Here is a 14622-nt window from a genome sequence, read left to right on the forward strand (position 1 = left end):
CACTACTCTCCCAAGAACGGCAAGAAATCCGTTGCCACAACCAATTCACTTGAAGCTAAACGACTTATTTCCGTCGAGAATACAAAGATTGAGGCTGAGCGTGTAATCAAGCCGTTAGTCATTGACGGGAAAAATCTGTGCGCCGATACATCGAAAGAGGATGAAACCAGAGCTTGTCCTAGACTCCTCACTCCCCCCTGAATTTAACTTATTAATACTCGCCCCGTGGGATCATGGGGCGGATACTCAATAGCTTATAGAAATGTTAAATCTGTTTTTTAGCATTCAGCTTAAAGATATGGTCAGACTTTACGTGGCAATAATAGTTAAGGACAAGTCGTATGCGATCACAATTTTAACAAGCAAGAGTAACGAGATACTAGCCGGATTAGTGTCAGCATTAGGTTTTATAAGCTGCGATAAGTTAATAAACATTAAATAATGTCTACTTCCACCAGCACCCCAAAGTGATCCGATACAACCGGATAAAAATCGTTATTAAAAATCACTTGATGCTGCTTTACTACCACCGGTTGATTACTAAGAACCAAATCAATCCGTAGCGCTTGGCTATTTTGTTCCCACCCATCAATATTTTTAATTACAGTGGTACCGGCATCTTTTATTTCTGCGATTTCATAACAATCTATCAAACCGTGTTGTAATACATAATCATAACCTTCATTGCGTATATGGCTTGGGTTGTTGAAATCACCTAATAGAAAGCTCAGCTCTGTTGATAATGTTGACTTTATTCGGTTGAACTGATTCTCAAATGAGTTCTCTGAGTCATTCCACCAGCCGCAATGACAATTATAAAGATTAAAATCACCTTGTTGAGAAGTAACCTTAATACGCACTGCTCGCCTATGTTTCCAAAAGGTCACATCATAGTTATCACTTAGGTCAATGACCTCATGTTCGACAATCGGCAGTCGCGTCAAGAATGCCAGTCCCTCTTGATATACGTCATAACTTTGATGAACGAAATCCCACGTAAGTTGATAGTGATAACCGTATTCCATGAGTTTTTTCTGTAATAAATAACCATAGTTATCAGCAAACACGGTGTGATTAGTTAATATATTGGCATCAACAGCCGGGCTATCTTGATGTTGATTCACTTCCTGTAATGCAACGACATCACACCCTTGTTCGATAATGGCTTGTGCTACCACATCCAACTTTTCTAGCTGTTTCTCTTCTTGCCAACTATGGGTATTTAGCGTCATTAACTTCATTTATTATCCACTTATTTATTGTAGTGAGTTAAACGCAGCGCAAGGCTGCGTTTATCGAGGTTATTCTATCTAAGATAGAGAAAGAATTACGCAGGTTGTGCTGAAAACTTCTCAACTAATCTAGATTTAATGACATCCACTCCAGGACCATATATAACTTGTACTCCCTGTTCTTTAATCACAGCACCAAGTGCTCCTGTCGGCTTCCATAGCGCATATTCAGCAACCAACTGCGGATCATTAACTGTAACGCGCAAGCGAGTCATACAAGCATCAATCTCAGCAATATTGGCACGGCCACCTAAATTCTTAATAATAATGTCCATCTTCTCATCTTCTGACATGGATTCTGAACTGTCATCTAGGTAGTTACCCATGCGTCCCGGTGTTGGCAATTTAAATTTGACAATGAGCACACGGAATAATCCATAGTTAACACCAAAGAAAACAATAGAAACCAATGCGAAGCGAACCAAATCACCACCGATGCCCGCTGAAACCATCATAGGTATACGAGTGACTAATTCAATCAAACCAAAGGCATGTACACGTAGATCCATCACATCGACCAACGCAAATGCAACCCCTGTTAACACCGCATGCGCAACATACAAAACAGGAGCAATAAACATAAACATGAATTCAATAGGCTCTGTCACACCTGTTAATAACACAGCAAGACACGCAGATAAAAACATTGGCTTGTATTGTGCGCGCTTATCACTATCAACACAGTGATACATGGCAAGCCCAATACCAATCAATGAAGACGCTGCGATAATAACTTGGCCCGCCTTAAAACGTGCTGGATGTACCGTATCTAATAGATGTTGGTAAGTTGTCGGATCGCTTAATTTAAGATTATTTAAATCGCTAACCCAAGCAAGCCATAATGGATCTTGACCATAAACACTTGAGCCCGCATTCGTCCCAGTCAAAAGCTCATAAATACCACCCAACTCGGTGTAATTCATTGGAATAGTTAAAGTGTGGTGTAAACCAAATGGCAGTAATAAACGCTCTAACGTACCATACAAGAAAGGAGCAGTGATCGGCGCAGTGTCTTTAGAGGTTGCAATCCATTGACCAAAATCATTAAGTGCACCTTGAATTAAAGGCCATACGATTGATAAAGCAAACGCAATAATCATCGAATAGAAAATAACAACAAAAGGTACAAAACGCTTTCCGTTGAAAAATGCTAATGCCTGAGGTAAGCGAGCGAAGTCATGATAACGATTAAATAAGTTGGCACCTAAATAGCCAGACATAATACCGATAAACACACCCATATTTAGAGCAGGAGCACCCAAAATATTAGTGAAGAATTGAGAGACAGGTAACTCAGAACCAAATAGGCTCATCACAACCGCCCCTGGATCACTGAGCATAGCGTTATCCACGCCCAATATAACCCCAGTGATACGATTGATTAAGATAAAGGCAATCAGAGCGGCAAATGCGCCTCCTGCACGTTCTTTAGCCCATGAACCACCAATAGCGACAGCAAATAATAGGTGAAGATTAACTATGATCCCCCAACCTATGTTTTCCATAATAGCGCCTAGAGTTTCAATGGCACCAATACCACCGGCATACATTGCGACAACTTTACCGAGTGATATCATGATACCAGCTGCTGGCATCACCGCAATAACAACGATAAGGGATTTCCCAAATCGTTGCCAAAAATCAAAAGATAGTACCTTACTCATAAATGATTCCTTGGTTTAAATGCAGGGTAGCCTTATCAAGGCCCTGCGATATATATAATTTAGTGCTTTCTTGCAAATATATACGCAGCATAAGCTGGGGCAATTTGCGTCGATATAAAATCTGAGCGAACGTATTCATTATTGATATTCTGATTATCAAGTATTAACTCGCCTAATTGCGTGCAGTCGATATCAACGACGTTCTCTTGTGGACTTAAATTGGTAATAATGGTCCACGTCATATCTTGAGCAACACGTTGATAAGCATAGATATTAGGATCGTTAGGTAGCAGCAATTGATAACGGCCAACTATTAAGCTTATATTTGACTTACGCAGAGCAATCAGTTGCTTATAGAAACTCAAGATCGAATTTGGATCTTTCTGTTGTTGCTCAACATTGATATCTGCGTACTGTTGATTGACGGAGAACCAAGGTTGCACCTCAGAAAAACCTGCAAAATTCTGGTCATTCCATTGCATTGGCAAGCGACTGTGGTCGCGGGATACTTGATTTAACAAGGCTAAGATGTCTGCATTGCTTTGACCTTGTTTAGATAGCTTTTGAATTAAATTTCTAGCGGACACATCATTAAAATCGTCAAGAGAAGTAAACTGATGATTTACCATACCAATCTCTTGGCCCTGATAAATAAACGGAGTCCCTTTCATCAAGAAATAACAACTCGCTAATGCGGTAGCACTGGCATACCTAGAATTAGGATCGGCAAAAGTATCAATACTACGAGCTTGATCGTGGTTTTCTAAATAAAGCGCATTCCAGCCTTTACCTTCTAATGCATCTTGCCAACGCGATAAAATGCGTTTGAACTCGACTAGATCTAAATGCTCGTTGCTTTGTTCTTCCGACCATAGCTTCATGTGTTCAAACTGAAAAATCATGTTGAAAACACCACCTTGATCGTGCTCGGTCGCTTCGGCAACCCAAGGTAATGCGTTGTCGGCAGTAACCCCATTGGCCTCACCAACTGTCACAATGTCAAAGGGATCAAACGCTTGCTCTTTTAACTCATGCAGATGTTTTTCAATACCTGCCACATTCATATGATAATCAAACGAGGAGACATAATTTTCACCCTTTGGATTGGGTAAAGAGGGTAAACCTGGTTGTTTCTGGATATGGCTAATTGCATCCACACGGAAGCCATCAATACCGCGCTCCAACCACCAATGAATCATTTTAAATAGTGCTTGTTTAACTTCAGGATTTTCCCAATTCAGATCAGGTTGTTTTTTAGAAAATAGGTGCAAGTAGTACTGTGCAGTTTTTTTATCATATTCCCATGCACTGCCATGAAAAATACTTTCCCAGTTGTTTGGGTCGCAAGTCGGTTTTTCAGCGGTAGGCTCACAACCATCACGCCAAATATACCAATCGCGCTTAGGGCTATTTTTGTTATCTCGAGATTCGATGAACCATGGATGCTCATCACTAGTGTGGTTGATCACTAAATCCATAATTATGCGAATGCCACGCTTATGAGCAGCAGCGATCAGTTTATCCACATCCTCTAGGGTTCCAAAGTCAGGATGAATCGCTTGATAGTCACTAATATCGTAACCGTTATCATCATTCGGTGATTCATAGAATGGGCAAATCCATATTAAATCAATGCCCAAATCAGCTAGATAATCCAGCTTAGCAATGATTCCATTGATATCACCAATGCCGTCCTGGTTTGTATCATAAAAGCTACGGGGATAAATTTGGTAGGCGGTTGCTTTCTTCCACCACGCGAGTGGTTTTGAGTGCATATTATGAGCGAGTGTCATCAGTTACATCACATGTGTTATCGTTAACACACAGTGTTAAATGGAACCTATTTGGACTCAACACAATTTCAGATGAACTGTGAACTCTCTCTCATTTTTATGTCATATGTGCCTTCAACGGAACTGAAATCACGCTTGAGCAATTTTTTAACAGCTTGGTAGCCCACTTGATAGTAGTTAAAAGCGACAGTAGTCAGGCTCGGGACTAACAGATCGCTGTAGTCATAGTCACCTATGCCTACAATCCATACGTTATGACCAATCTTGAGTTGCTGTTCTTTGGCGCGACGATATAAACGAATGGCAATATTATCGGTGGCACAAAAGTAGACATGATTGGGCTGTAATTGAATTGCCTTGTAGTCGGCTTTTTCCTCCGAGTTGGCCAGGGCTTGCAGCGAAAAATCTAACTCGGGTACGGTGTCGGTAATGGTGGCTTGCATCAACTTAGTTCGGCTAGAAAGCATACGCTCATCATAAATATAATTTACGGCGACCAGCGGTGCCTGCTGCTGTTTTAACTGAGTGATGGTTTGGGAGACGAGTGCTTTAATCGCGGCATGATCGGGGTAATATAAACAGCAATGGTGGGGGGTATTTTTGCCAATAAATAGCACATTGTCTAAGGTTCGATAAAAAGTCTCTTCAACACTGTGCTTTGAAGCAATAATTATCGTGCCCAGTGCATTTAAGCCGTTAAACTCTCTCACAGCTTGGCATTCTGACTCATGATTAAACCCTGTGGAATGAAACAGCATTCGTACTTGTGATTCGTTGGCAGCAGCCAGCGCCCCTTTAATCACTAAACTCGTCGTATATGACTCAATACGAGGCGCTACGAAACCAATAATATTGGATTGGCTACGAATAGAGCGAGCAAATATATTAGGTGTGTAATGACTATCTTTGACGATAGCTTCAATTTTAAGGCGGTTCTCAGCCGAGACATAACCGCCATTAAAGTAACGTGACACAGTCATTGTTGAAATTCCAAGCTGCCTTGAAATCTCAGCCATAGTCATTTTTTTACTCATTACATATTTCCTTCAATAATGCACTATTGCCATACACCCAAGTGACTTCAAGATGCAGGATTCAGAGTTGAGTCACTTGGGATAGTATCCAATATATTGGCTTACAATACATTAAATTAAACTGGGTGTGCGCATGAGTGCTTGATTTTTACTCACAAGATTCGGGCCTGCTTTCAAGATCATCAAACGCTTGTATCCAATGACCAATATCGAAATTCTTGTTCTCAATCGACTGTTGACTCAGAACGAGTGGTCGGACTCTAATGTAGTAGACTTTACACAGATTAGAATAAAGTAGGTTAAATCACCTCACTATGATTTGTGAGGTTGAGCACCGCTGGCAAGGAGTGGGGCAAAATCGAGTTAGCAGCCAACCAAAAAAGGGGCCCTAGCGGCCCCAACAAAATCAAAAAATAAAATTACAAGTGAGGAAATTGAATCGTTAGCTCCTTGATAGCTGCTCTAGCCATCGGGTTAAGAGGTTAAGCGAGGCTTGTTGGCGGTAGGCGGCTGTCGAGCGCTGATCATCGATTGGGCGGATGATTTCGCGGTAACAACCGACGACCTGTTCAATAAAGCCGGGCTTGGCCAGTGTTTCTAAAGATTGGCCGACAACCAGAGATTCCAGCTCGCGGCTGCGCACCACTGTTGGGCCAACCGCGCCGAAGGCGAACCGCCACTCTTCGATGACAGGGGCTTTCTTGGGATAGCGTTTGATACGGGCCATACCTGCCACCGATAACTTGCTCAGGGCATTGGCAGCCCGGGTGCCGACCTTGTGGTAGAACTCCTCAGGCAGGTCATGCTGCGGTATCACAATATGGGTGAGCATTTCATCGGGCTTGAGGGCTGTCACCCTTGGTGCCATGATAAAATCTTCCAATAGCATTTCCCGCTGCCCACGTATTGATGACAACACCACACGGGCATCGAGTACATACAAGGCTGGTAAAGAGTCAGCGGCTGGCGAGGCATTACAAATATTACCAGCAAGCGTGGCGCGGTTACGCAACGCTGGTGCGGCAATTTTGGCAACGCTCTGGCGAAGTACCGAAGGCACCAGCGGGTGCTGCTCGATATCTGCCAACACCACCCCAGCACCGATGTACAAGGCTTGTTCTTGCTGCTCATCAGATGCGATGTACTGCAGCTCATCAATGGCATCGACAAACAATACATCTTGCTCGAACTTTGGTGACATCCCTGCCCTGACGCCATGCTGTACCATCAAGTCCGTACCACCGGAAAATACTGTCAGCTTACCCATCGACAGGGTATCCAATGCCTGCGCCAGTGTTTCAGGCCGATAGACATTTACCATAACCCCTCTCCTTTCTGGGCTGCAATCTTGGCCGCTTCGACTATCATGCCGTAACCGGTACAGCGGCAAAGATTGCCGGAAATCGCGGTGCGGATAACCTGCTCTGTCGGGTTAGGATCGACTTCCAGCAAGGCATAGAGTGCCAGTACCATACCCGGTGTACAGAATCCGCACTGAACCCCCTTGGCCTCGAGCAACGCGTTAATCACGCATTGACCTTTTTCAGTCTGGCGCAGCCCTTCAAGAGTCATTACATCACCGCCCTGCACCTGGCCGATAGGCATCATACAGGCGTTGACCAAGCGGTTGTTGAATAGTACGGAGCAAGCTCCGCACTCCCCTTCCCCGCAGCCTTCTTTGGTTGCAGTATGGTTCATGGTGCCGCGCAGGGTATGGAGCAAAGACTGCATCGGATCTACGTCGACAATGACAAGGTGACTGTTGAGATAGAATTCAATCTTCATACTTCGGCGCTCCATTGCCTGTTTCAGATACATCTAGTTCAGATCCATCTAGGCCAGACTCTTTCAGCTCAGCCGTGCGACTGGCTAAAGCCACACATATCTTCTCCGGTGTTGCAGGAATGGATGACAAAGGCACACCAATGGCATTTTCAACCGCTGCGACAAAGGCTGCAGCCCCGCCGTTGTGGGTCAATTCACCACCACCTTTGGCACCGTTAGGCCCATATGGATAAGGATTGTCGACAAGTTCGCTACCAATAGCTGGTACATCGAGTGCCGTTGGGATCACATAGTCAGCCATCGAACGCTGGGCAAAAACGCCATCTTGGGTCATCTCCAGCTTCTCACAACTGCCGTATCCCAGCGCCTGTACCAAGCCGCCTTCAATCTGGCCCCTGAATATGGTGCCGTCGATGGCTTTACCAATGTCATACACGGCCCAAGCTCCGGTAATGTCCGCTTCACCTGTTGCCATATCGACCTCAACCTCGACCACGTTAGCGCCGTAACTGGTCGCCTGGTAGGCATTGCCTTGGTAAGTATTCTGATCCCACTGGTGATAATCAGGCTTGCAGTAAACCTCTTGCAACTCCTGCGCTTCACCGTCAATCCAAGATTTTTTAAGCTTTTTCGCCGCTTTTTCGAGGATATAACCGACAATCAGAATCGAGCGGGAAGCGACAGTCGGGCCGGAATCAGGCACTATACCGGTATCTGGCACGGCTATCTGGATATCATCCAGCGGCTTTTCTAGGGTATCGGCCACAATCTTGCGGAACGTCAGGCTCAAACCTTGGCCAATGTCGGTATTAGAGGCCAATATCTGGACCTTGTCCCCAGCATCTTTGAGCAATTTCACCTTGGCCCTGACAAGGGTATCTTCCAAGTCTCCGGCAAACCCACAACCATGCTGGAATACCGCTAGGCCAATCCCTTTACGTTTGCCCAAAAGATTGGTTTGGTTTTGCTCTTGGTCGAAATTGGTAAATTTGGCAAATTTACGCTCATATCCCGACATATCGAGGACTTTTTGCAGCATCTCGTCGATAACCAGGTCACCGAATATCTCCGCCCCGGTCAAAGAATGGGAGTCAGAGGTCAAGAAGTGCTGCTGCTTGAACGCCACCGGATCGACCCCCAGTTTCTTGGCCACATGGTGGATATGGGTCTCCATACAGAAGCAGTTCTGCGGCGAACCAAAGCCACGGAACGCGCCAGTCGGTACTGTATTGGTCACCCACGCATGCCCTTCAACCCTGACGTTGGGAATGTCATACACATTGGTTGCGGTTGTGATAGAGCGTTGCAGCACAATGCCAGACAGGCTCAGGTAGGCCCCGGCATTGACATCGAATTTGATATCCATGGCAACAATCTTGCCATCGGCATCGACACCGGTTTTATAATAAAAAGTGACAGGGTGACGCTTTGAGGTAGTAGCAATATCTTCGCCACGCTCGAAAATGATCCTGACAGGTTGCTGCAACTTCTCAACGGCTACTGCCAGAGGCGCAGCCAGCACATCAGGAAAGTCTTCCTTACCGCCGAAGCCACCCCCGGTAGGACACTGGATTGCCCTAACATTGTCATGGCCTAGCACGACAGCCATAGTGTGGTGGACATACCAAGGGCATTGCATCGAGCCTTCCAGCACCACTTTGCCGTCTTGCGGGTAGCAAACGGCCCCTTGGGTCTCGAGGTAAATGTGCTCCTGGTAACCGGTCGAGCAGGTCTCTTCGATTATGGTGACTGCCTTGGCAAAGCCTGCGTCGATATCCCCCTTGTGCAGCATATGGGTATCAAGCACGTTGTCATCAGCATGGATTGCGCCGTCTTTCAGCGCTTTGGATTGTTCAATCGTATAGGCTGGCTCCAGGGCGTCGTATTCGATGGCGATCTCGCCAAGCAATTCGTCAACGACATCAGGATCAGGCCCGACAACCAAGAAGATCACCTGACCGACAAACCGTACTTCTTGATCGGCGAATGCTGGCCAGTCGATCTCAACGATCGGCAGGACATTTTGTCCGGGGACATCATCCGCGCCGAAGATATGGTAGCCGTCAGGCAAGGTTGGAAGTGATACCGATTTGATCCGCCCGCGAGGGCAAGAAGAGCGGTAGAACCGCCCTTCTAATAGTCCCTCGTAATGGCGATCGGCAATATATTTCGCAGCTCCTGTGGCTTCCTCCCACTTGAAGTGCGTATTGACCGTATCCATAACGGGATCTCACATTAGTCCAATTTATCCATGGTTTGCCATAAACGCATCGCCACCTTGCGCGCCTCTGCGTAAATTGGTGCCACATCGAATGGGAACTCACGGTTTTCGTAAACGAAGCGACCTTCAACCACTACGCTGTTGACGTTACCGGCATTGAAGCCAAAGGCAATATGGCCCGGTAGGTTGTCTGCCACCAGCGGTGTCGGACTGGTGTAATCCAGTATGGTCAGGTCGGCCTTGTTACCTGCATCCAGGCGACCGAATTTCGCGCCGAAGTTACGGGCAAGAATTTCGTTACCGTTCCACAGGTGGCGCAGGAAGCTGTCTGGCCATAATGGACCGCCTGCATCACGATGCTTGAAGAAGGCGAACTTGAGCTCTTCGAACATGTCTGCGCCGATACCATCCGTACCCAATGCCACATTCTGGAAGCGGGTCAGTTTGTCGTTGTAGCCCACGTTGTTGTTCATATTCGAACGGGCATTGTGGACCAAGAAACCGTTTTTGGCGTTGAGGATGGCGATGTCTTTTTCTGACAAGAACAAGCCATGTGCCAAAAGGGTTTTCTCGTTGATCAAGCCGAAGCTGTCCAAGCGCTCAACAATATCCTGACTGTAATGATGGTGGCTGTGGGTCACGTCATAGCGATCTTCCGCTACGTGAACATGGATACCACGTCCGGTTGCCTGCACCGCTTCGGCCATCATTGACAAACCGTCATTGGTCACCGTAAACGGTGCATGGGCACCGATATGGGCTTCAACCAAGTAAGGTTCTTCGCCGTTTTCCTTGGCACGGTCAATCAACTGGGCAAACGCGATATTTTCCTCGACGCCTGCCACCATCTCTTTCATGCCGTGGTTACGGTCCGTGGTCTCGAAACAGGTCATGCCACGCAGGCCGGCTTTTAGGAACCCTTTACGAAGTGTATTAAGCGAACCGGCGATATAGTTCGGCGAGGCATGGTGGTCAATCACCGATGAACAACCGCACTTGATGGCTTCCAGAGAACAAATAAGACCGCTGTAGTACAAGGCTTCTTCATCCAACGCCCTATCCATCCGCCACCACAGGTTCTTCAGAATCGAGATGAAGTCAGGACTTGGCTTGATATCCGCCATGATCCCGCGCGCCAACCCGGAGTAGAAGTGGTTGTGAGAGCAGACAATACCCGGCATTACCATTTTGCCCTTCATGTCTTTGACTTGGGCATCTGGGTAATTGGCGGCCAAATTGGCGCCAACTTCCTTGATTTTGTCACCATCGATAACAATATCGACGCCTTCTTTGATCAGTGCAGGTTCAAACTGCACTGCTGTTGCGTTTCTGAGTACTAACATTCCCTGGCTCCTCACTAAACATCTACTTTGCCAAGCAGGTAGCTGTGGTTAGCCATGACATAGTTAATAATCGTCGCTTCATCAGCGAGCGACTCTGGCATGTCCACATTGCCCTGCTCATTAATACGGAAGGAATAAATCTCACTTTGGCTACGGACCAGTACTTCATCACCTTCGACGAAGAAACCGGCATTGGTGCTGTTGGTAAAGTCTTCACGCAGGTTGAACAGCGTGAACTTGTCTTTGTACGGCTTGCTATCCCATGGGCAGAACTGGGCACAGTTGCCACACTCGTTACAGTACGCATCGAGGTGCAGGGTCTGGAACTGGTCACGGAAGCCCGGAATTGGCAGCGAAATGTTGGCACGGTTAGGACACACATCCACACACTTGCTACAGATGTAAGAACATTCCAGGCAACGTTTTGCTTCCTGCTCGATGAATTGCTCGCGGTCTGCTTCTTCCAGCTTGTTGGCTTCAATCAGCTTGACCTGAATATCACCCTTACGGGCATATACTGCCTCTACCCTGACATCGGATTTCGCTTCAAGCTGCTCATCAGCCTGTGCTTCACGGGCCAAGATAGTGGTTGCCGCCTTACGGCCACCAGAAATTGCCGATACGATTGATGAAGGGCCGGTGTGGGCATCACCCATCAAGAACACATTCTCTACCGCAGTCTCACAGCTTTCACGGTCAACAACTGGCCAGCCATCTTCGCCCATTGGGATACCCATGCGGGAGAGAACGTCGCAGTTGGACTGCTCACCGACAGCCGTAATCAAGGCATCAACCTGAAGCTCAACGGTCATGTCTGTTGCGACAGGACGGCGACGGCCTTTCTCATCCGGTTCACCCAGCTCCATCACGCGCGCAGTCAGCTTGCCATCAGCATCGAACTGCTCTGGGTTGGTCAGGAACATGAACTGAACGCCATCTTCCACGGCTTCTTCGTACTCTTCCTTGTAAGCTGGCATTTCCGCGATAGTACGGCGGTACAGGATAGTGACCTTCTCAACGCCATCGACTTTCAATGCAGCACGGGCACTGTCCATTGCGGTGTTACCGGCACCGACAACCACAACATGCTTGCCGAGCTTGAGTTCTTCGCCGTCATTGAAGCTGCGTAGGAATTCCAATGACTTGTAGATATTGGTGTTATCACCCGCCAATGAAATTGGATTGCCTTTATCGGCACCTATACCCAAACAGACGTACTTGAAGCCGCTCTGCTTGAGCACGTCGACGGTTAGATCCGGGTTGCAGCCGTATTCAATATTAACGCCGTGATCCCTGACAAACTGGATATCGTGCTCAATAGCCTCGGCTGGAATACGGAACTGAGGAATAATGTTCTTCACTACCCCACCAGCGTTTTTCTCTTTCTCGAACACTGTTACCGGATGGCCGGCACGTGCCATGAAGTAAGCTGCAGATAAACCAGCAGGACCGGCACCAATCACCGCCACAGGGTGCTTGGCTGTATCTAGGCTTGGCTCATGCCACTTGGCTTTGTACTCATCCCAACCTTTGGCGAGGGCGATTTTCTTCATTTCACGAATATTCAACGCACCTTCGTAGTCACGACGGGTACAGTTGTACTGGCACTGGTGATCACAAATATGACCGGTGATAGAAGGCAAGGCATTTCGCGCATATATCACTTCAAGCGCTTCGGTGTACTTGTGCTCACCCATCAGGCGGATGTATTCAGGAATATCCTGACTGATCGGACAGGCTGTGACACAAGGGGCAACATAACAGTCGGTCAGCGGAACCGCTTTCTTCACACTGATTTCTTCAGGTCCACGCCACTCTTTCTGGACGTATTCGGCATCAAGCGACTTCGCTGCCAAGGCTTCTAGCTTGACCAAGTCCACTTTGCCCATGCCCCACTCATCGCTGCCTTCTAGCTCTTTGGCACAGTCAGACAGGCGAAGGTAACCACCCGGCTTAAGCAGATCCGTTGCCATGGTGATAGGACGGATACCGGCGTCGAAGATCTCTTTGATGTTGAATTTACTCGCACCGCCCGAGTATGAAATTGGCAAGGTGCCATTGAATTCGCGGGACAATTCCAGGGCGACATTGATTGAAAGCGGGAACAGTGCACGGCCAGACATATACATTTCTTTGTCTGGAAGACGGCCTTTCTTGTTGATAGTCCCTAGGGTGTTGGTGAGTTTGACACCAAAACCAATGCCCTTCTCTTTACCCAAGTCTACCAAGCGATGAAGCATAGCTTTGGCATCATTGATTTGCAGATCGTGGCTGAAAGACTCTTCGCTCAGTGCCACATAGTCAAAGCCTGCATTGTCGAGGATACCGCGCACACGCTCAAAGCCCAATAGGGTTGGGTTTAGCTTAACAAAGGTATTGATACCCTTATCTTCAATCATGTAACGGCAGATAGCTTCGATTTCGTGCGGAGGGCACCCGTGCATGGTAGATAGTGTCACACCACGGGTTAACTGGGCAGGGATCGCTTCGACCATGGCATTGAGGTGATCCACTCTATCTTCAAGCTGGTATTCGCGAATGAACTCAGGATCCTGGATAAAGGTTTTCAGTTCGCTGATGTAGGCATGGAAACTTGGGTGCTCGCTGGAGTCGAGCATATCGTGAATGTATTTCTGCATCGGCGGTGTTTGGATCCCTGACAGATCGTAGCCGACACTCATGTTAAAGATGAAAGACTTGGCTTCACCATCGGTTCTTGGCGCGAACACTTCTTCTAGCAAGTGGAGGGCTATCCACGCTTTGAGGTATTCATCATAAGCTTTAAGCAGGGTGAATTCTGTCGACCATTCGGTGTTGAAACACTCATCCTCAGCATCGATACACGGTTTGGCGATCTCCAGCTGATCAAGCTTCTGGACTGTTTTCAGCTCCATAAAGCGGCCGCCTGCAAGCCAGGAGGTAATGATATTCTGGGCTAACTGGGTGTGTGGACCAGCGGCAGGACCAACAGGGGTTTTCACAATACTCTCCCCAAACCGCCAGTGATTCTTTGCTTGCTTTGCGGTAGAACTGCTTCTCTGGAATACCGAAGATAGATTTGCTCTGCTTGTATTCACTAAACATTCGGTTAAGTAGCTCACCGAACGGAACGGGGCGCATGATATCTCCCATGATAGATCTCCTTGATGCTTTTCTTGTTCTTCTAGGCACATTAATTTGCGCAATGTGTAGGGCTAATAGTTTGAAAATTAGTTAATAGCTAAAGAGCAACTACTGAGCCAAACTTTTTCAGCCCCGCCAAAACCTGCGGTTTTATTAATGAATTTCGTGAGCAAAGTCGAAAGTTCACTGCTTTTTGTGACAGGTGACAAACAAACAAATTTATAGAGAACAAGAAAAGCTCAAACAATAATTCACGCCAAATGAGGATGATTATTGATTAGAAGGAAATTGCTATCATATTAATAAAAAGCTATCAGTTTGATATCAACTATTATGATAGAAATTATCGACCATGAGAAAATAACAC

At 46.8% G+C, this 14622-nt stretch carries 9 protein-coding genes; all 9 read right to left on the reverse strand.

Going from position 1 to position 14622, the window contains the following annotated elements; genetic code table 11:
* Window positions 1–434 precede the first annotated feature (434 nt).
* The 9 genes from BIZ37_RS16820 to ygfK all read right to left on the reverse strand — a co-directional run bounded on the left by BIZ37_RS16820 (window position 435) and on the right by ygfK (window position 14113).
* The gene (locus BIZ37_RS16820) at window positions 435–1241 is read right to left on the reverse strand and encodes an endonuclease/exonuclease/phosphatase family protein (protein ID WP_187462459.1); all 807 of its coding nucleotides are present in this window, start codon (window positions 1239–1241) and stop codon (window positions 435–437) included.
* 86 nt (window positions 1242–1327) lie between these two features.
* Entirely contained in the window at window positions 1328–2956 is a 1629-nt protein-coding gene (locus BIZ37_RS16825; RefSeq protein WP_187462460.1) for a PTS transporter subunit IIBC, read from the reverse strand.
* A gap of 59 nt (window positions 2957–3015) precedes the next feature.
* On the reverse strand, window positions 3016–4749 hold the full coding sequence (locus BIZ37_RS16830) for an alpha-glucosidase (RefSeq protein WP_187462461.1): 1734 nt from the start codon (window positions 4747–4749) through the stop codon (window positions 3016–3018).
* Between the two features lie 68 nt (window positions 4750–4817).
* The gene (locus tag BIZ37_RS16835; protein ID WP_187462462.1) at window positions 4818–5783 is read right to left on the reverse strand and encodes a LacI family DNA-binding transcriptional regulator; all 966 of its coding nucleotides are present in this window, start codon (window positions 5781–5783) and stop codon (window positions 4818–4820) included.
* Between the two features lie 442 nt (window positions 5784–6225).
* Window positions 6226–7104 carry a xanthine dehydrogenase family protein subunit M gene (locus tag BIZ37_RS16840; protein WP_187462463.1) on the reverse strand — a complete coding sequence of 293 codons (879 nt, stop codon included), beginning with the start codon at window positions 7102–7104 and terminating at the stop codon, window positions 6226–6228.
* Window positions 7098–7568: a (2Fe-2S)-binding protein gene (locus BIZ37_RS16845; protein WP_187462464.1), complete on the reverse strand. Its 471-nt coding sequence runs from the start codon at window positions 7566–7568 to the stop codon at window positions 7098–7100. The genes BIZ37_RS16840 and BIZ37_RS16845 overlap by 7 nt, the downstream gene beginning before the upstream one ends.
* Window positions 7558–9789, reverse strand: a complete 2232-nt coding sequence (locus BIZ37_RS16850) for a xanthine dehydrogenase family protein molybdopterin-binding subunit (protein WP_187462465.1) — start codon at window positions 9787–9789, stop codon at window positions 7558–7560. The genes BIZ37_RS16845 and BIZ37_RS16850 overlap by 11 nt, the downstream gene beginning before the upstream one ends.
* 14 nt (window positions 9790–9803) lie before the next feature.
* Window positions 9804–11132, reverse strand: coding sequence for a putative aminohydrolase SsnA (gene ssnA / locus BIZ37_RS16855; protein WP_187462466.1), 1329 nt, complete (start codon window positions 11130–11132; stop codon window positions 9804–9806).
* Window positions 11133–11146: 14 nt separating this feature from the next.
* Window positions 11147–14113 (reverse strand): putative selenate reductase subunit YgfK, encoded by a 2967-nt coding sequence (ygfK, locus tag BIZ37_RS16860; protein WP_370577381.1) that lies wholly within the window; start codon window positions 14111–14113, stop codon window positions 11147–11149.
* Window positions 14114–14622: the final 509 nt, after the last annotated feature.

This window comes from Photobacterium sp. BZF1, from assembly GCF_014349205.1.
Lineage (GTDB): Bacteria > Pseudomonadota > Gammaproteobacteria > Enterobacterales > Vibrionaceae > Photobacterium.